The sequence below is a fragment of the Agromyces mediolanus genome, from assembly GCF_014648575.1.
In the GTDB taxonomy this organism is placed as follows: Bacteria; Actinomycetota; Actinomycetes; order Actinomycetales; family Microbacteriaceae; genus Agromyces; species Agromyces mediolanus.
Genome location: NZ_BMRJ01000001.1, coordinates 1,457,256 through 1,474,658, shown reverse-complemented (window position 1 = coordinate 1,474,658; position 17,403 = coordinate 1,457,256). Strand labels below are relative to the sequence as shown.

Here is a 17,403-nt window from a genome sequence, read left to right as displayed (position 1 = left end):
GAGATGACGAACGACGAGGCCGCCCGTCCCGAGACGCCGGAGCCGGGCACCCCCGCTCCCCCGTCCGCGGACGAGCGGCCTCGTCCTCGCTACGGCGAGTACGCGCCGCCCGGCTGGAGCTGGCAGCCGCCGGAGTCGGCCGAGTCGAGCACGCCCGCCCAGCCGGCGCGCCCCGAGCCCGTCCCGGCCCCGCAGCAGCCGACGCCGTCGGATGCCCCGGCGAAGCCGGCCCGTCGCGCCCCCGGCTGGGACCGCATCCTCACCATCGGCCTGCTCGCGTTCGGCGCGTTCGGCGCCTGGAACTCCGCGGCGTCGCTGCAGGAGATCCCCCGGCAGATGCAGCTCAGCTACGACCTGATGGGCGTCGGCACGTTCACGCCGCCCGAGTGGCTGCCCACGCTCGTGCTCGTCGGCACGATCATCCAGCTCGCCCTCTACGCCGTCGTGCTCGGCCTCTCGGTCCTCCGTCTGCGCGCGGGGCGCCTCGCCTTCTGGATCCCGCTCGCGGGCGGTGCGGCCTCCTTCGTCGTGACGCTCGTGCTGCTGTCGATCGTGATGCTGAACGACCCCACGTACGTCGACTTCGTCACCGGCGTCACCACGCCGACGCCGAGCCCGACGCCGTAGCCCGCAGAGCACCGGCTGAGCGCGGCGTCCGGATGACGCATCCGGACCCCGCGCTCGTCTCACCGGCGGCGGCCCGTCAGGAGGCGACCGCGTCCTCCGCGTCGTCCTCGATGGGGGCGGCGAACTGCGCCTCGTAGAGGCGGGCGTACGCGCCGCCCGCTGCGAGCAGCTCGCCGTGCGTGCCCTGCTCGACGATGTGCCCCGCCTCCATCACGAGGATGAGGTCGGCGTCACGGATCGTCGACAGCCGGTGCGCGATGACGAAGCTCGTGCGGTCGGCCCGCAGGGCGTTCATCGCGTGCTGCAGGAGCAGCTCGGTGCGGGTGTCCACGGAGCTCGTCGCCTCGTCGAGGATGAGCACCGAGGGCTGCGCGAGGAACGCCCGCGCGATGGTCACGAGCTGCCGCTCGCCCGCCGAGAGGTTCGACGCCTCGTCGTCCAGCACGGTGTCGTAGCCGTCGGGCAGCGAGCGCACGAAGCGATCGACGTACGTCGCCCGGGCGGCGTCCAGGATCTCCTCCTCCGTGGCATCCGGCCGGCCGTAGGCGATGTTCTCGCGGATGGTGCCGGCGAACAGCCAGGTGTCCTGCAGCACCATGCCCATGCGGCCGCGCAGCTCGTCGCGGGTCATCTTCGTGACGTCGACGCCGTCGAGGGTGATCCGGCCGCCGTCGAGCTCGTAGAAACGCATGATCAGGTTCACGAGTGTCGTCTTGCCGGCCCCGGTCGGGCCGACGATCGCGATCGACTGGCCGGGCTCCGCGACGAGCGAGAGGTCCTCGATGAGGGGAGTCTCGGGGTCGTAGGAGAACGAGACGTCCTCGAAGACGAGTCGGCCGGACTCCTCGGCGGGCGCCTCCGGCTCGACGGGGTCGGGCACCTGCTCCTCGGCGTCCAGCAGCTCGAACACGCGCTCGGCGCTCGCGACGCCGGACTGCAGCAGGTTCGCCATCGCGCCCAGCTGGCTGAGCGGCTGGGTGAACTGCCGGGAGTACTGGATGAACGCCTGCACGTCGCCGAGCGAGATCGAGCCGCCCGAGACCATGAGGCCGCCGACGACCGCGATGACGACGTAGACCAGGTTCCCGACGAACATCATGGCGGGCATGATGATGCCGCTCACGAACTGGGCGCCGAAGCTGGCCTGGTACAGCTCCTCGTTCTTCTCGTCGAAGGACTGCTCGACCTCCTTCCTGCGGCCGAAGACGCGCACGAGCGAGTGGCCCGAGTAGGCCTCCTCGATGCGCGCGTTCAGCACGCCCGTGTGGGTCCACTGCGCCACGAACTGCTTCTGCGAGCGCTTGGCGATGACGGTCGTGATGAGCAGCGTCGCCGGGATCGTGACGAGCGCGATGAGCGCGAGCCACGGCGAGATGACGAACATCATCACGAGCACGCCGATGACGGTGAGCAGCGAGGTGAGCAGCTGGCTCATCGTCTGCTGCAGCGTCTGGGAGATGTTGTCGATGTCGTTCGTGACGCGGGAGAGCAGCTCGCCGCGCTGCATCTTGTCGAAGTACGACAGGGGCAGCCGGTGGATCTTCTCCTCGACCTCGCGGCGCAGCCGGTACACGGTGCGCTGCGTGACGCCGTTCAGCACGTACGCCTGCGCCCAGCCGAACAGCGAGGACAGCACGTACAGCGCGAGCACCCAGAGCAGCACGGTCGCGACCGCGCCGAAGTCGATGCCCTGCCCCGGCGTGAGGTTCAGCGAGGACAGCAGATCGGCCTGCTGGTCCTGTCCCTGCGCGCGCAGCCCCTCGACGATCTGCTCCTTGGTGGCGCCCGCCGGCAGCTGCGCCGAGAAGAAGCCCTCGAAGATGAGGTTCGTGGCCTGGCCGAGGATCTTCGGGCCGAGCACCGAGAACACGACGCTCACGACGCCCAGCAGGATGACGAACACGACGGGGCCGCGCTCGGGTGCGAGCCGCCCGACGAGGCGCTTCGCCGAGGGGCCGAAGTTCATCGACTTCTCGGCGGGCATGCCCATGCCGCCCATCGGCCCGCCGCCCATGGGGCCCCGGCGCACCGGGGGACGCGGGGTCCTCGTCTCGCTCATGCCGCCTCCTCGACGCTCAGCTGGCTCTCGACGATCTCGCGGTACGGCTGCGAGCGTTCGAGCAGTTCGGTGTGGGTGCCCCGGTCGACGATGCGGCCGTCCTCGATCACGAGGATCTGGTCGGCGCCCGTGATCGTGGCGACGCGCTGGGCGACGACGATCATCGTGGCGTCGCCGACGGTGCGTTCGAGCGCGGCCCGCAGGCGCGCGTCGGTCGCGGTGTCGAGCGCGGAGAACGAGTCGTCGAAGAGGAACACCGACGGCCGTTTGACGAGCGCACGGGCGATGGAGAGCCGCTGCCGCTGCCCGCCGGACACGTTCGTGCCGCCCTGCGCGATCGGCGCCTCGAGCTGCTCCGGCATCGCCTCGACGAAGTCGCGGGCCTGCGCGGTCTCGAGCGCGGCCCAGAGCTCTGCGTCGCTCGCGTCCGGGTTGCCGTAGCGCAGCGTCGAGGCGACGGTGCCGGCGAAGAGGTACGGCTTCTGCGGCACGAGGCCGAACTGCGCGTTCAGCACCTCGGGGTCGAGCTCGCGCACGTCGACGCCGCCGACGCGCACGCTGCCGGAGGTCGCGTCGAAGAGCCGCGCGGCGAGGTTCACGATCGTCGTCTTGCCCGCGCCGGTGCTGCCGATGATCGCGGTCACCTCGCCGGGACGGGCGGTGAAGCTCACCTTGCGCAGCACGGGTTCGTCGGCGCCGGGGTACGCGAAGGTGACGTCGCGGAACTCGACGGTGCCGGGCTCGCTGAGCTCGCTCACGGGGGCGGTCGGCTCGACGACGCTCGGCTCGGTCTCGAGGACCTCGCCGATGCGTCCCGCCGACACCGCCGCGCGCGGCAGCAGGAACGCGATCATCGTCGCCATCATCACGGCCATGAGGATCTGGATGAGGTAGCTGAGGAAGGCGGTGAGCGAGCCGATCTGCATGGAGCCGTCCTCGACCCGGAACGCGCCGAACCAGAGCACGGCGATGCTCGAGAGGTTCAGCACGAGCATGACGATCGGGAACACGAGCGCGAACAGCCGGCCCGCCTTGAGCGCGGTGTCGGTGAGCTGGTCGTTGGCCTCGTCGAAGCGCTCGCTCTCGACGCCCTCGCGGACGAAGGCGCGGATGACGCGGATGCCGGTGAGCTGCTCGCGCAGCACCCGGTTGACGTTGTCGATCTTGCGCTGCATCGACTGGAACAGCGGCACCATGCGGCTGATGATGAGCCCCACCGAGACGAGCAGCACGGGCACGGCGACGACCATGATCCAGGAGAGCTGCAGGTCCTCTCGGAGCGCCATGATGACGCCGCCGATCGCGAGGATCGGCGCGGACACGAGGATCGTGCAGCTCATCAGCACGAGCATCTGCACCTGCTGCACGTCGTTCGTCGAGCGGGTGATGAGGCTCGGCGCGCCGAAGCGGGACACCTCCTGCTCCGAGAAGTCGGAGACGCGGCGGAACACGGCGCGGCGGAGGTCGCGGCCGAGGGCCATCGCGGCGCGGGCGCCGAAGTAGACGGCGGCGATCGCGCAGGCGACCTGCACGAGGGTGATCGCGAGCATGATCCCGCCGAGGCGGAAGATGGTGCCGGTGTCGCCGGTCGCGACGCCGTCGTCGATGATGTCGGCGTTGAGGCTCGGCAGGTAGAGCGAGGCGATCGACTGCGCGAGCTGGAAGACGACGACGGCGACGAGGAGCGGCCAGTACGGCCGCAGATATCGCCGAAGCAGGGTTACGAGCACGGCTCGCTCCTCTCGGTGGTGGGAAGGTCGGTGGGGATGGCGGATGGCTCGGCCGCCGCGGGCGGCGGATCGTGCGCGATGCCCCGGCAGACGAGGCTCGCGAGCTCGGCGGAATCGAGCGAGATCGTGGAGCTGAAGTGCGGCAGGGCCGAGGCGAACGCGACGACCCGGACGAAGGCGAAGACGGTGGCCGGCGGCACCCGGAGGCGCTCGAGCTCCGGCTCGAGCAGCTCGGCGAAGATCGCCACGATCGCGTCGACGTTCACGTCGACCGGGGGCCGCGGGTGGGTGCCGAGCGCGGCGAAGACGCCGAAGATCCCGGCGAAGCGGTCGTGGAAGCGGTCGATGATCATCCGCACCTTGAGCTCCAAGGGCAGCCCGGGATCGATGCGCCGGAGCTCCGCGCGGAAGGGGCCCGGCTCGAGGTAGGCCGCGACCGCGGCATCCACGATCGCGTCCTTGTTCTCGTAGACGCGGAAGAGCGTGCCTTCGGCGACCCCCGCCGCCTCGGCGATCTGCCGGGTGGTGACGTCGCGCCCGTGGGCCATGAGCAGCGGCAGGGTCGCCCGGGCGATCGCCTCGCGGCGCTCGTCGACGGACATCGGCTTCGCCCGCCCTCTGCGGGTCTCGCTCGTCGTGCTCACGAGCGGGAGCCTACGCTGAGTGAGCGCTCACTCCAATCGTGTTCGCCCGAGGCGAATGCCGATCAGGGGGTCCGTCCGCCCGACGGGGCGGGGCGCTCAGCCGTTCGCGCGCGTGCGTCCGCCGAGGGCGCGCGCGTCGCGGTTGCCCGCGAGATCCTTGCGGAGTTCCTTCGGCAGCGAGAACATCAGGTCCTCCTCGGCCGTCTTCACCTCGGCGACCTCGCCGTAGCCCGCGTCGGCGAGCTCGAGGAGCACCTCCTTGACGAGCCCCTCCGGCACCGAGGCGCCGCTCGTGACGCCGACCGTGGCGACGCCGTCGAGCCACTCCTGACGGATCTCGCTCGAGTAGTCGACCCGGTAGGCGGCCTTGGCGCCGTTCTCGAGCGCGACCTCGACGAGGCGCACGCTGTTGGACGAGTTGGCCGAGCCCACCACGATCACGAGCTCCGCCTCGGCGGCGACCTTCTTGATCGCGACCTGGCGGTTCTGCGTGGCGTAGCAGATGTCGTCGGACGGCGGGTCCTGCAGGTTCGGGAAGCGCTCGCGCAGCCGGCGCACGGTCTCCATCGTCTCGTCGACCGAGAGCGTCGTCTGCGAGAGCCAGACGACCTTGTCGGGGTCGCGCACCTCGATGTCGGGCACGTCGTCGGGGCTGTTCACGAGCGTGACGTGGTCGGGCGCCTCGCCGGCCGTGCCCTCGACCTCCTCGTGGCCCTCGTGGCCGATGAGCAGGATCTCGAAGTCGTCGCGGGCGAAGCGCACGGCCTCGCGGTGCACCTTCGTCACGAGCGGGCAGGTCGCGTCGATCGCGTGCAGGCCGCGGTCGGCTGCAGCGTTGACCACCGCGGGTGAGACGCCGTGCGCGCTGAACACGATGTGCGCGCCCTCCGGCACCTCGTCGACCTCGTCGACGAAGATCGCGCCCTGCTTCTCGAGCTCGGTCACGACGTGGATGTTGTGCACGATCTGCTTGCGCACGTACACGGGGGCGCCGTAGTGCTCGAGCGCCTTCTCGACGGCGATCACGGCGCGGTCGACGCCGGCGCAGTAGCCGCGGGGCGCGGCGAGCAGCACGCGCTTGGGTCGGCCGGCGGGGATATCCTTGAGCCGGCCTCGCACGCTCGGAATCCTCGGCATGCCGAGGCCGACCCGCGGGGCATCAATCGAGCTCGTCACGATGTCCATCCTACGTGGCCCAGGCTGACGAGCTCCCGGGAGGCAGAGTGACGCAGGCGCCGGCGACGCGCGACGAGCCCTGGCCCGTCGCCCTGCTCTCGACGAAGGTCAAGGAGTGGATCGACCGGCTCGGCACGGTCTGGGTCGAGGGCGAGATCACCCAGTGGGGCGTCTCCGCGGGCAACGTCTACGGCAAGCTGAAGGACCTCGATCAGGCGGCCACGGTGTCGTTCACGCTGTGGTCGAGCGTGCGGGCGCGGCTGCCGGAGGACTTCAAGCAGGGCGACCGGGTCGTCGCGCTCGTGAAGCCGAACTGGTGGGTGAAGGGCGGCAGCCTCACCTTCCAGGTCTTCGAGCTGAAGCACGTCGGCCTCGGCGACCTGCTCGAGCGCCTCGAACGCCTGCGCGCCCAGCTCGCCGCCGAGGGGCTGTTCGCGCTCGAGCGCAAGCGCCGGCTGCCGTTCCTGCCGGGTGTCGTCGGGCTCGTGACCGGCAAGGACTCCGACGCCGAGAAGGACGTGCTGCGCAACGCCCGGCTGCGCTGGCCCGCGGTCGACTTCCGCGTGGTGCACGCCGCCGTGCAGGGCGACCGCGCCGTGGGCGAGGTGACCCGCGCGATCGAGCGGCTCGACGCCGACCCCGAGGTCGAGGTCATCATCGTCGCCCGCGGCGGCGGCGACTTCCAGAACCTGCTGCCGTTCAGCGACGAACGCGTCGTCCGCGCCGCCGCGGCGGCCACGACCCCGATCGTGAGCGCGATCGGCCACGAGGCCGACCGGCCGCTCCTCGACGAGGTCGCCGACCTGCGCGCCTCGACGCCGACGGATGCCGCGAAGCGCGTCGTGCCCGACGTCGCCGAGGAGCTCGCCCGGGTGGGGCAGGCGCGCTCCCGGCTGACGATGCGCCTGCAGGGCTTCCTCGCCCACGAGATCGACCGCATCGGGCACCTGCGCTCGCGGCCCTCGCTCGCGGACGGCGGCTGGATCGTCGACCGCCGCGCCGAGGAGCTCACCCGCTGGGTCGCCCGCGGCACCGAGCTCGTCGACCGGCTCGTCGAGCGGCAGGAGCACCGCCTCGGCGAACTGCGCGGGCACCTCCGCGCCCTCTCCCCCCAGGCGACGCTCGACCGCGGCTACGCGATCGTGCAGGGCGACGACGGGCACGTCGTACGCGCCCCCGCCGCGGCGCCCCCGGGCGCCCGGCTCACGCTCACCCTCGCCGAGGGCACGGTCGCCGCGGTCTCCGAGGGGCCCGCGCCGGATGCCGCCGGCCGCGGCGAATAGAATGACGGACATGCCCTCCTCCCCCGACCTCGCCGAGCTCAGCTACGAGCAGGCGCGCGACGAGCTCGTGCGCGTCGTCGCCGAACTCGAGCAGGGTTCCGCGACGCTCGAGCAGTCGCTCGCGCTGTGGGAGCGCGGCGAGGCCCTCGCGGCGCGCTGCGAGGAGTGGCTGATCGGCGCGAAGGCCCGGCTCGACGCCGCCCGCGCCGGCGTCGGCGCCGAGGCATCCAGCCCGTCCGACGCGGAGGGCGAGGCCTGATGGCCGAGCGCGCCCCGCGGGTCGTCGCCGAGCTCGGCCGCCCGGAGACGCCGGAAGAGACCGCCGCCCGCAAGGCCGAGAACTCCCGCAAGCACCGCCAGCGCCAGACGCTGCGCAACCTCGTGCTCGCACTCGTCGCGAGCCTCGGCCTGATGCTCTTCATCGTGCTCATCGTGCCGCGCAGCAACACCGCCATCGAGCGCGACGTCGACGTGCCCGCGGTCGCCGAGCAGGTGCAGCCCGCGTTCTCGAACGACCTCGCCGTGCCCGTGCTGCCCGAGGGCTGGCGCGCGAACGCCGCCGAGATCCGCACCAGCAAGGCCGACCAGGTCACCGCCTGGTACGTCGGCTACCTCACCCCGGGCGACGAGTACATCGGCATGTCGCAGGCGGTCGGCGCGAACCCGAGCTGGGTGTCGACGCAGCTCGCCCGCACCCTCCCCGTCGGCACGACCGAGATCGCCGGCGTCGACTGGACCGTGTACGACAACCGCACGAGCGACGCCGACGTCGGCAACGCCCGCTACGGGCTCGTCGCCGAGGCCGGCGAGCAGACCATCATCCTGATCGGCACCGCCTCGCCCGAGGAGTTCGCCGAGCTGGCCACGGCGCTCGCGCCGACCATCACGGCCCACGGCTCGGCCGGTTCCGAGTGACCGAGCCGGCGACCGCCGCCGAACGAGAGGATCCCTCCGTGAAGAGCTCCACCCCGAAGACGCCCGCCGACACCTGGCGGGAGCTCCGCGACGGCAACGCCCGCTTCGTGTCCGGCGCCCCGATGCATCCCCGTCAGGACGTCGAGCGCCGCGCCTCGCTCGCGCACGCCCAGCGCCCGCTCGTCGCGATCTTCGGCTGCAGCGACTCGCGCCTCGCGGCGGAGATCATCTTCGACGTCGGGCTCGGCGACGCCTTCGTCGTGCGGAACGCCGGTCAGGTCGTCTCCGACTCGGCCCTCGGCTCGCTCGAGTACGCGGTGGGCGTGCTGAACGTGCCGCTCGTGCTCGTGCTCGCCCACGACGAGTGCGGCGCGGTGCGCGCCGCCATCGACTCGCAGGCCGCCGACGCGGCGCCGCTGCCCTCCTACATCGGCGGGCTCGTCGAGAAGATCGTGCCGGCCGTGCGCAAGGTCGCCGGGGTGCCGAGCGATGCCCCGGTCGAGCCCGCGCGGATCGACGCCGGCTACGTCGGTCGCGAGCACCTGCGCAACACCGTGACCGGGCTCGTCGAGTCCTCCGAGATGATCAGCGACGCGATCGCAGCGGGTACGCTGGCTATCGTCGGCGCGAACTACCGGCTCCTCGAGGGCCGGGTCGAGACCGACATCGTCGTCGGCGCGGTCTGACCGCCGACGCCAGCCGCCAGCCGGGCCCCGCCGGAGCGTCCGGCATCGCCGATCGAAAGGGAAACACATCGTGGTGGACAACGCCGCCGACTACCGCATCGAGCACGACACGATGGGTGAGGTGAGGGTTCCCGCGAAGGCCCTCTACCGCGCCCAGACGCAGCGCGCCGTCGAGAACTTCCCGATCTCCGGCAGCGGCCTCGAGCCCGCGCAGATCGCCGCGCTCGCCCGCATCAAGAAGTCGGCCGCCCAGGCCAACGCGAAACTCGGCGTGCTCGAGCAGGACCTCGCCGAGGCGATCGTCGCCGCGGCCGACGAGGTCATCGCGGGCCGTCACGGCTTCGTCGAGCACTTCCCGGTCGACGTCTACCAGACCGGCTCGGGCACGAGCTCGAACATGAACATGAACGAGGTGCTCGCCACGCTCGCGACCGAGAAGCTCGGCCGCCCGGTGCACCCGAACGACCACATCAACGCCTCGCAGTCCTCGAACGACGTGTTCCCGACCTCGGTGCACATCGCCGTCACGGCCGCGCTCATCGACGAGCTCATCCCCTCGCTCGACCACCTCGCCGTGTCCCTCGAGGCGAAGGCCGCCGAGTGGGCCGGGGTCGTGAAGGCCGGCCGCACGCACCTGATGGACGCCACCCCGGTCACCCTCGGCCAGGAGTTCGGCGGCTACGCCCGCCAGATCCGCCTCGGCATCGAGCGGGTGCGCACCGCGCTCCCCCGCGTCGCGGAGGTCCCGCTCGGCGGCACCGCCGTCGGCACCGGCATCAACACGCCGGCCGGCTTCCCGCAGCTCGTCATCGAGCTCCTCCAGCAGGAGACCGAGCTGCCGATCACGGAGGCCGCCGACCACTTCGAGGCGCAGGCGAACCGCGACGGCCTCGTCGACGCCTCGGGCGCGCTGCGCACCATCGCGGTGAGCCTCACCAAGATCTGCAACGACCTGCGCTGGATGGGCTCCGGCCCGAACACCGGCCTCGGCGAGCTGCACATCCCCGACCTGCAGCCGGGCTCCTCGATCATGCCGGGCAAGGTGAACCCCGTCGTGCCGGAGGCCGTGCTCATGGTCTGCGCACGGGTCATCGGCAACGACGCGACCGTCGCCTGGGGCGGCGCCTCGGGCTCGTTCGAGCTGAACGTGCAGATCCCGGTCATGGGCACCGCACTGCTCGAGTCGATCCGGCTGCTCTCGAACTCGGTGCGCGTGCTCGCCGACAAGACCGTCGACGGGCTGCAGGCGAACACCGAGCGCGCGACCGCCCTCGCCGGCATGTCGCCGTCGATCGTGACCCCGCTGAACAAGCTCATCGGCTACGAGGCGGCGGCGAAGATCGCGAAGCACTCGGTGGCCAAGGGCATCACGGTGCGCGAGGCCGTCATCGACCTCGGCTACGTAGAGCGCGGCGAGCTGAGCGAGGCCCAGCTCGACGAGGCGCTCGACCTGCTTTCCATGACGCGCCCGCCGCAGGCGTTGTAGCGCTCAGCACTCGGATGCCCCGTGCCGCTCGTCGGCGCGGGGCATCCGTCGTTCCGGCTCGGCTTCGCCGACTCAGCCGGCGGCCGGCGCCGTGGTGTGCGGGATGATCCGGAGGCAGGCCGCGACCCCCGCGACGGTGGCGGCGGCGGTGAGCAGCGCACCGCTGAACGCGGCGTCCCCGCCGGAGGTCATGAAGGCGTCGGCGAGCGACATGCCGAGGTTGAAGCCGGCGATGAACACGCCGAAGCCGATCCCGGCGAGCCCCGCGAGCGCGGAGCGCGCCACTCGGCGCTCGTCGAGGTTCCGCAGCGGTCCCCGCGGGCCGATCACCGCCACCGCGAGGAACAGCAGCACGAGCGGCAGCCACATCGCCGCCCAGGCCATCACGAAGCCGATGCCGAGCGACGGATGCTCGCCGCGAGCGGCGAGCTCGGCGTAGATCTCGGCGAGACCGAGGCCGGGAACCTTCGCCATCGGGTTCCACACGAGCAGGTGCAGCACGGCGACGACGAGGGCGGCGAGCAGCGTCGCCGCCGCCAGCAGGGCCGAGCGCCGAACGCCGAGCCGCGCGGGGATGCCGGGAACGGTGCGGCGCAGCGCGGGCTCGCGGGCGATGGGCCAGGCCATCGCGATCACGACGAGGCCGAGTCCCGCGACATAGCCGAGCAGCAGCGCGAAGGCGAGGGCGAACACGCCGAGCAGGGCGAGCACGACCGCGGCGCCGGCGAGCGCGATGCCGGCGGCGAGGAACCAGCCGAGCCACGGCCGCCGCACGGGCAGCAGCGTCCGCAGTCCGATCGTGGCTGCGACCGCGCCGGACCCGGCCGCGACGATGGCGAGCCCGGCGAGACCGGTCGAGACGAGGCTCGCGAGCGGCGCCGGCAGTGCCTCACCCGGGACGAGCCATCCGCCGTTCAGCAGCACCAGCGCCGCCGCGAACCACGCCGCCGCCCAGCGCAGGCGGCGGAATCCGAGTTCGCCAGGGGTGAGCCCGAACGCGGCGGGCGAGCGCGGCGTGCCGAGGGCCGTGAGGTACGCGCCTCGAACGATCGCGGCGCGAGGGACGTCGAGCTCGTGGGCGTCGCGCAGTGAGCCGAGCCACTCCTCGCGGTAGCGCGGCCGCAGCCCGTCCGGAAGCAGCAGCAGGGCCCCGCGCAGCCAGCCCTCGGCGCTCACGCGCCGGCCCCGGCGTGCGCGACGCCGCTCGCCGGGCGGATGGCCGTGGTGGCCGCCCGCCGGGCGATGCGGTGCGCGATCGCCCGCGCCGCGGCGGCGCGTCCCTCGCCGGTGAGGCGGTAGAGCCGACGTCGCGGCCCAGGCCGCTCCGTATCGGCCTCCCACTCGGAGTCAAGCCAGCCCACCCGTTCGAGCCGTTCCAGGAGCGGGTAGACGGTGCCGGCCGGCCGGCCGGTGCCCTTCACGACGGCAAGGCCCCAGGTGGCTTCGTCGGCGGCGAGCAGTGATTCGAGCACGTCGGCGGTGGCGTCGGTGATCCGGATGGCGGCCATCCCCAAACTCTAGCTATATCGAGATAGCGCCGCAATGCCACGGAAACCCGGACCCTCCGGCGCGCTGTGCTGCGGCGGAGTAGCGTTGCAGCATGGATCACGGAGGCACGCCAGTCACCGACCGCGCCGAGCTCGAGGCCCTGATCGGCACGCCGCTGCCCGCCGCGAAGGCGAAGGAGCGCACGAGGCTGCACGCGCTCGACCGGGCGTTCCTCGCGGCATCCCCGCTCTGCTTCATCGCGACGGCGGATGCCTCGGGCGCCGCGGACGTCTCCCCGAAAGGCGACCCGGCGGGCTTCGCGCTCGTCCTCGACGACGCGACGATCGCGATCCCGGAGCGCCCGGGCAACCGGCGCGCCGACGGCTTCCACAACGTGCTCGAGAACCCGAACGTCGGCCTCGTCTTCGTCATCCCCGGCCGCGGCGACACGCTGCGGGTGAACGGCCGGGCGCGCGTGCTCCGTGATGTCCCGTACGCGGAGCGGATGGCCGTGCGCGGACATGTGCCCCAGCTCGTGCTCGAGGTCGCCGTGGAGCAGGTGTTCTTCCACTGCTCGAAGGCGTTCCTGCGCTCGAAGACCTGGGACGCCGCCAGCTGGACCCCCGACGCCGCGCCCCGGCGCGCCGTCATCGCCCAGGCGCTCGAACGGCCGGGCGAGTCCGTCGCGGCGCTCGAGGAGTACTACGGCCCGAGCTACGCCGAACGGATGTACTGACCCGGCCTGCCCGACACGCGAAGCGGCCCGGAGCCGGAGCCCCGGGCCGCCTCGCACCGGCTACGCGAGCTCGTTGCCGTCGAGCATCTCCGAGACGAGCGCCGCGATCGCGCTGCGCTCGCTGCGGGTGAGCGTGATGTGGCCGAACAGCGGATGCCCCTTCAGCGTCTCGATCACCGAGGCGACGCCGTCGTGCCGGCCCACCCGCAGATTGTCCCGCTGGGCGACGTCGTGCGTCATCACGACCCGCGAGTTCTGGCCGATCCGGCTCAGTACCGTGAGCAGCACGTTCCGTTCGAGCGACTGCGCCTCGTCGACGATCACGAAGGCGTCGTGCAGCGAGCGCCCGCGGATGTGGGTCAGGGGCAGCACCTCGAGGATGCCCCGCTCGACGACCTCGTCGAGCACGTTCTGCGAGACGAGCGCGCCGAGGGTGTCGAACACCGCCTGCCCCCAGGGGTTCATCTTCTCGCCCTGGTCGCCGGGCAGGTAGCCGAGCTCCTGGCCGCCGACCGCGTAGAGCGGGCGGAACACCATGATCTTCTTGTGCTGCTGGCGCTCCAGCACCGCCTCGAGCCCGGCGCACAGCGCGAGCGCCGACTTGCCGGTGCCCGCTCGGCCGCCGAGCGAGAGGATGCCGACCTCCGAGTCGAGCAGCAGGTCGATCGCGAGCCGCTGCTCCGCCGAACGGCCGTGCACGCCGAACACCTCGCGGTCCCCGCGCACGAGCCGCACCTCGCGCTCCCCCACGACCCGGCCGAGCGCCGAGCCGCGGTCCGAGTGCAGCACGAGCCCGGTGTTGATCGGCATCCCCTCCACCGTGCTCGTCGTGAGCGTCTCGCGCTCGTAGAGCCGCGCCATGTCGTTCGAGCCGAGCGTGATCTCGGCCATGCCGGTCCAGCCGGAGTCGATGGCGAGCTCGTGCCGGTACTCCTGCGCATCGAGGCCGATCGAGGCGGCCTTCACGCGGAGGGGCAGGTCCTTGGAGACGACCGTCACCGGCACCCCGTCGGCCTGCAGGTTCGCGGCGCAGGCGAGGATGCGGGAGTCGTTGTCGCCGAGCTGGAGTCCGCTCGGCAGCACCGAGGGGTTCGAGTGGTTGAGCTCGACGCGCAGCGAGCCGCCCTCGCCGACCGGGATGGGGAAGTCGAGCCGCTCGTGCTCGATCCGCAGCTCGTCCAGCAGTCGCAGCGACTGCCGCGCGAAGTAGCCGATCTCGGGGTCGTTGCGCTTCGCCTCGAGCTCGGTGATGACCACGACGGGCAGCACCACCGCGTGTTCGTGGAAGTTGAACAGCGCGCGCGGATCGCTCAGCAGCACCGAGGTGTCGAGGACGTAGGTGCGCTCGGCCTGTGCGAGCTTCTCGTGCTCGGCCGCCGTGTCGCGCGCCTTCGCACGCCCAGCGGAACGACCGACCGATTCAGGAGTAACCGATGACGCCACAACCGCTCCCGCCCCGAGCATTTCGCTCGGATCACGCGCCGGCCGGCGATCCTCCTACGAGCGGTCACGAGCCGACTCGAACAGGTGATTTACCCGTTGAGGCGAAGCTACGACCGTTTCGCGGGAACCCTGGAAGCGACACGCGGGCGGATATCGGGCGTTCACCTGCATCCCCCGCGCACCGCGCACGGCGCACGGCGTCGAGCCGGAGCGGCGGGCGGTCAGTAGCTGGCGGCGGTCGAGTAGGAGACGAGCGCATCGCGGAGCATGCCGAGGGTCTCCTCGGTGGTGCCCGCGTGCACGCTCAGCCGCACCCGGCCCTGCCGGCTCGTGGCGGTGACGCCGTGGTTGTGCAGGGAGGCGGAGAGGATCGTCGCCTGTTCGGCCAGCGGTTCGAGCACGACGATGCCGGCGCGCTCGTGCTCGTCCCGGGACGAGGCCACGGCGATCGCGAACTCGTCGGCGAGCTCGATCACCCGGCTCACGCGCTCCGCGACCGCGGCGTTCACCTGCGGCACGCCGACGCGGGCGAGCTGCTCGAGCACGACGGCGAAGCGGGCCTCCGCGATCGGGTCGGGGTTCGTCACCCGGAACGCCCGGGCCGACGAGGCCGGCGGCGGCACCTCGCCCCAGGGCTCGTCCTCCTCCGTGCCGGTGAAGCCGGAGAAGACGGGCGTCAGCCGGTCGAGCGCGCGCTCGCTGAGGGCGAGGACGCCCGTGCCCCAGCCGGCGCGGCACCACTTCTGCCCGCCGGTCACGACGACGTCGGCGAGCGCCCACGGCGCGTCGACCACGCCGAAGCCCTGGATGGCGTCGACGATCAGGAGCCGGTCGCCGATGACCTGGCGGATGCCCTCGAGATCGCACAGGTAGCCGGTACGGGAGTCGACGAGGCTGACCGCGACGGCCTTCACGCTCGGGTCGAGCTGCTCGCGGATGCGCGCCGGGGTGACCTTGCCGTGGTCGGTCTCGAGCCACACCGGCGTGATCGCGTGCAGCGCCTCCCGGGCGCGCACGGCCGCGATGGGCAGGCTCGGGAACTCGCCCGCCGAGAGCAGCACACCGCCCGTGAGGCCGAACATCGCGTGCATGAGCCCCTGCGTCGTGTTGGGCTGCGCCACGATCTGCTCGCTCGGCAGCCCGAGGAGCGCGGATGCCGCGTCGCGGACCCGGGCGTCCTGCTCCCGCATGACGTCGAGGCTGCCGTGCCTGGCGCGGGCGAGCACCTGCGTGAGCGCCAGCGTCTCCTCCGCCGCGACGGAGGCGATCGGACCGACTCGACCGTAGTCGAGATAGCCCGGCTCCTCCGTGAAGCCGGCGGCGTACTCCTCGATGCTCATGGGCCCCTTCCGCAAGTCCAGCACTGAGGATAGCGCTCGCGGGGCGAACAGCGCTCGTACCGACCGCCCGGACGGCTCGGCCGCACGTGCGGCGGAGTCGCGAGCGGGCTCAGCCGCCGAAGCGCCGGTGCCGTTTGGCGTAGTCGCGGAGGGCGCGCAGGAAGTCGACCTTGCGCAGATCGGGTCCGAGCGCCTCGACGAAGTAGAACTCGCTGTGCGCCGACTGCCACAGCATGAAGTCGCTGAGCCGCTGCTCGCCCGAGGTGCGGATCACGAGGTCGGGATCGGGCTGACCGCCGGTGTAGAGGTGCTCGCCGATGAGGTCGGGCGTGAGCCGCTCGGCCAGGTCTTCCAGACTGCGGCCCTCGGCGTGGTGCGCGGCGACGATCGCCCGCATCGCATCGGTGATCTCGGTGCGCCCGCCGTAGCCCACGGCGAGGTTCACGTGCAGGCCTCGCTTGTCGGCGGTGCGGTGCTCGGCGGCGTCGAGCGCGGCCACGAGCGGCTCGGGCAGGCCGGCGTCGCTGCCGACGTGCTGCACGCGCCAGTCGCGGTAGTGGCTGAGTTCCTCGGCGAGCTCGGCGATGATCTCGATGAGGTCGGCCAGCTCGTCGGGGGCGCGGTTGCTGAGGTTGTCGCTCGACAGCAGGTAGAGCGTGACCACGCGGATGCCGAGGTCGTCGCACCACTCCAGGAACTCGCGCATCTTCGCCGCGCCGGCCCGATGCCCGTGGGCCGCGGTGTCGTAGCCGAGCTGCTTCGCCCAGCGCCGGTTGCCGTCGATGATCATCGCGACGTGCCGCGGCACCGACCCGGGACCGAGGCCCCGCTGCAGGCGCCGTTGATACATCCGGTAGAGGAGACCGCGACCAAGGGACCGATCGCTGTTCTGCACCCGACTACGCTACCCCCACCCGGGGCCGACACTCACAGCGGATCGTGATGGCCGACGCCCTACGCTTGGTGCATGACCCCCACCGACGCGCGCGAGCCCGAAGACGTCGCCGAGCGGCTCGAGCACCCGCTCGCCGAGCTCGACGCCTCCGACGCCGCGGTCGCCCGCGACGAGGGACGCGGCCCCGAGCTGCCGAACATCCCGCTCCTCGACGCCTCGCTCGCCAATCCGGCCGAGCTGAAGCCGAGCTGGCGCGGCTGGATCCACGCGGGCACCTTCCCGGTCACCATCGCCGCGGGCATCGTGCTCATCACCCTCGCCCACGGCGCCCCGGCGAAGTGGGCCTCGGCGGTCTTCATGCTCACCTCGATGCTGCTCTTCGGCAACTCGGCGCTCTACCACCGCTTCAACTGGAAGCCGCGCACCAAGGTCATCCTGAAGCGCATCGACCACGCGAACATCTTCCTGCTCATCGCGGGCACCTACACCCCGCTGGCCGTGCTGGCGCTGCCGCCTGAGAAGGGCTTCGTGCTGCTCGCGATCGTCTGGGCCGGCGCGCTGCTCGGCATCGGCTTCCGCGTCTTCTGGATCACGGCGCCGCGCTGGCTCTACGTGCCGCTCTATCTGCTGCTCGGCTGGGCCGCGGTCATGTACCTCGGCGATCTGCTCGCCGCGAACGTCGCGATGATGGTGCTCGTGATCGTGGGCGGCGTGCTCTACACGATCGGCGCGGTCGTCTACGGCGTGAAACGACCGAACCCGTGGCCCGGGCACTTCGGCTTCCACGAGATCTTCCACGTGTGCACGGTGCTCGCCTTCATGTGCCACTGGACCGCCACGCTGCTGATCGCGCTCGCGCCCTCCTACAACGCGGGCTGACCCGCCGGTCGCGCGG

General features: G+C 72.0%; 17 protein-coding genes. 8 read left to right on the top strand and 9 right to left on the bottom strand.

What is annotated here, in order from left to right:
- Positions 1-3: 3 nt before the first annotated feature.
- Positions 4-627, top strand: coding sequence for a DUF6264 family protein (locus tag IEY71_RS06970; RefSeq protein WP_189084514.1), 624 nt, complete (start codon positions 4-6; stop codon positions 625-627).
- A gap of 76 nt (positions 628-703) precedes the next feature.
- Here the strand turns inward: IEY71_RS06970 and IEY71_RS06965 are convergent, their stop codons facing one another.
- The 4 genes from IEY71_RS06965 to IEY71_RS06950 form a co-directional block, all read right to left on the bottom strand.
- Positions 704-2,686 carry an ABC transporter ATP-binding protein gene (locus IEY71_RS06965; protein WP_189084513.1) on the bottom strand — a complete coding sequence of 661 codons (1,983 nt, stop codon included), beginning with the start codon at positions 2,684-2,686 and terminating at the stop codon, positions 704-706.
- The gene (locus tag IEY71_RS06960; protein ID WP_189084512.1) at positions 2,683-4,416 is read right to left on the bottom strand and encodes an ABC transporter ATP-binding protein; all 1,734 of its coding nucleotides are present in this window, start codon (positions 4,414-4,416) and stop codon (positions 2,683-2,685) included. Before IEY71_RS06960 ends, IEY71_RS06965 begins: the two co-directional genes overlap by 4 nt.
- Positions 4,407-5,060: a TetR/AcrR family transcriptional regulator gene (locus tag IEY71_RS06955; protein ID WP_189084511.1), complete on the bottom strand. Its 654-nt coding sequence runs from the start codon at positions 5,058-5,060 to the stop codon at positions 4,407-4,409. Before IEY71_RS06955 ends, IEY71_RS06960 begins: the two co-directional genes overlap by 10 nt.
- Positions 5,061-5,156: 96 nt before the next feature.
- Positions 5,157-6,197 carry a 4-hydroxy-3-methylbut-2-enyl diphosphate reductase gene (locus IEY71_RS06950; RefSeq protein WP_189085112.1) on the bottom strand — a complete coding sequence of 347 codons (1,041 nt, stop codon included), beginning with the start codon at positions 6,195-6,197 and terminating at the stop codon, positions 5,157-5,159.
- An 86-nt stretch (positions 6,198-6,283) separates the two neighbouring features.
- Here IEY71_RS06950 and xseA point away from each other — a divergent pair, with 86 nt between their 5' ends.
- The 5 genes from xseA to IEY71_RS06925 all read left to right on the top strand — a co-directional run bounded on the left by xseA (position 6,284) and on the right by IEY71_RS06925 (position 10,606).
- Positions 6,284-7,519: an exodeoxyribonuclease VII large subunit gene (gene xseA, locus IEY71_RS06945; RefSeq protein WP_229781563.1), complete on the top strand. Its 1,236-nt coding sequence runs from the start codon at positions 6,284-6,286 to the stop codon at positions 7,517-7,519.
- Position 7,520: 1 nt separating this feature from the next.
- Positions 7,521-7,778 (top strand): exodeoxyribonuclease VII small subunit, encoded by a 258-nt coding sequence (locus tag IEY71_RS06940; protein WP_189084509.1) that lies wholly within the window; start codon positions 7,521-7,523, stop codon positions 7,776-7,778.
- On the top strand, positions 7,778-8,434 hold the full coding sequence (locus IEY71_RS06935) for a DUF4245 domain-containing protein (RefSeq protein WP_189084508.1): 657 nt from the start codon (positions 7,778-7,780) through the stop codon (positions 8,432-8,434). Before IEY71_RS06940 ends, IEY71_RS06935 begins: the two co-directional genes overlap by 1 nt.
- A 38-nt stretch (positions 8,435-8,472) precedes the next feature.
- On the top strand, positions 8,473-9,120 hold the full coding sequence (locus IEY71_RS06930) for a carbonic anhydrase (protein WP_229781562.1): 648 nt from the start codon (positions 8,473-8,475) through the stop codon (positions 9,118-9,120).
- Positions 9,121-9,190: 70 nt separating this feature from the next.
- Positions 9,191-10,606 carry a class II fumarate hydratase gene (locus IEY71_RS06925; RefSeq protein ID WP_189084507.1) on the top strand — a complete coding sequence of 472 codons (1,416 nt, stop codon included), beginning with the start codon at positions 9,191-9,193 and terminating at the stop codon, positions 10,604-10,606.
- Between the two features lie 72 nt (positions 10,607-10,678).
- Here IEY71_RS06925 and IEY71_RS06920 read toward each other — a convergent pair whose 3' ends face one another.
- Both IEY71_RS06920 and IEY71_RS06915 read right to left on the bottom strand, forming a co-directional pair.
- The gene (locus tag IEY71_RS06920) at positions 10,679-11,782 is read right to left on the bottom strand and encodes a hypothetical protein (protein WP_189084506.1); all 1,104 of its coding nucleotides are present in this window, start codon (positions 11,780-11,782) and stop codon (positions 10,679-10,681) included.
- Positions 11,779-12,114, bottom strand: coding sequence for a helix-turn-helix transcriptional regulator (locus IEY71_RS06915; protein WP_189084505.1), 336 nt, complete (start codon positions 12,112-12,114; stop codon positions 11,779-11,781). The genes IEY71_RS06920 and IEY71_RS06915 overlap by 4 nt, the downstream gene beginning before the upstream one ends.
- 92 nt (positions 12,115-12,206) lie before the next feature.
- Between IEY71_RS06915 and IEY71_RS06910 the strand changes: the two genes are divergently transcribed.
- On the top strand, positions 12,207-12,830 hold the full coding sequence (locus IEY71_RS06910) for a pyridoxamine 5'-phosphate oxidase family protein (RefSeq protein ID WP_189084504.1): 624 nt from the start codon (positions 12,207-12,209) through the stop codon (positions 12,828-12,830).
- A gap of 60 nt (positions 12,831-12,890) precedes the next feature.
- Here IEY71_RS06910 and phoH2 read toward each other — a convergent pair whose 3' ends face one another.
- The 3 genes from phoH2 to IEY71_RS06895 form a co-directional block, all read right to left on the bottom strand.
- Entirely contained in the window at positions 12,891-14,294 is a 1,404-nt protein-coding gene (gene phoH2 / locus IEY71_RS06905; RefSeq protein ID WP_189084503.1) for an RNA 5'-3' helicase PhoH2, read from the bottom strand.
- A gap of 200 nt (positions 14,295-14,494) precedes the next feature.
- On the bottom strand, positions 14,495-15,613 hold the full coding sequence (locus IEY71_RS06900; protein ID WP_189084502.1) for an aminotransferase class V-fold PLP-dependent enzyme: 1,119 nt from the start codon (positions 15,611-15,613) through the stop codon (positions 14,495-14,497).
- Positions 15,614-15,722: 109 nt separating this feature from the next.
- Positions 15,723-16,508, bottom strand: coding sequence for an isoprenyl transferase (locus tag IEY71_RS06895; protein WP_189084501.1), 786 nt, complete (start codon positions 16,506-16,508; stop codon positions 15,723-15,725).
- A 72-nt stretch (positions 16,509-16,580) separates the two neighbouring features.
- Between IEY71_RS06895 and trhA the strand changes: the two genes are divergently transcribed.
- Positions 16,581-17,387 carry a PAQR family membrane homeostasis protein TrhA gene (gene trhA, locus IEY71_RS06890; protein WP_189084500.1) on the top strand — a complete coding sequence of 269 codons (807 nt, stop codon included), beginning with the start codon at positions 16,581-16,583 and terminating at the stop codon, positions 17,385-17,387.
- The last annotated feature ends 16 nt before the right edge of the window (positions 17,388-17,403 follow it).

What these genes read in the sequence shown, in the direction of transcription:
- phoH2 (WP_189084503.1), bottom strand. Translation starts at nt 14,294, where the DNA reads ATGCTCGGGGCGGGAGCGGTTGTGGCGTCATCGGTTACTCCTGAATCG.
- trhA (WP_189084500.1), top strand. Translation starts at nt 16,581, where the DNA reads ATGACCCCCACCGACGCGCGCGAGCCCGAAGACGTCGCCGAGCGGCTC.
- IEY71_RS06910 (WP_189084504.1), top strand. Translation starts at nt 12,207, where the DNA reads ATGGATCACGGAGGCACGCCAGTCACCGACCGCGCCGAGCTCGAGGCC.
- IEY71_RS06940 (WP_189084509.1), top strand. Translation starts at nt 7,521, where the DNA reads ATGACGGACATGCCCTCCTCCCCCGACCTCGCCGAGCTCAGCTACGAG.
- IEY71_RS06900 (WP_189084502.1), bottom strand. Translation starts at nt 15,613, where the DNA reads ATGAGCATCGAGGAGTACGCCGCCGGCTTCACGGAGGAGCCGGGCTAT.
- IEY71_RS06915 (WP_189084505.1), bottom strand. Translation starts at nt 12,114, where the DNA reads ATGGCCGCCATCCGGATCACCGACGCCACCGCCGACGTGCTCGAATCA.
- IEY71_RS06950 (WP_189085112.1), bottom strand. Translation starts at nt 6,197, where the DNA reads ATGCCGAGGATTCCGAGCGTGCGAGGCCGGCTCAAGGATATCCCCGCC.
- IEY71_RS06935 (WP_189084508.1), top strand. Translation starts at nt 7,778, where the DNA reads ATGGCCGAGCGCGCCCCGCGGGTCGTCGCCGAGCTCGGCCGCCCGGAG.
- IEY71_RS06965 (WP_189084513.1), bottom strand. Translation starts at nt 2,686, where the DNA reads ATGAGCGAGACGAGGACCCCGCGTCCCCCGGTGCGCCGGGGCCCCATG.
- IEY71_RS06970 (WP_189084514.1), top strand. Translation starts at nt 4, where the DNA reads ATGACGAACGACGAGGCCGCCCGTCCCGAGACGCCGGAGCCGGGCACC.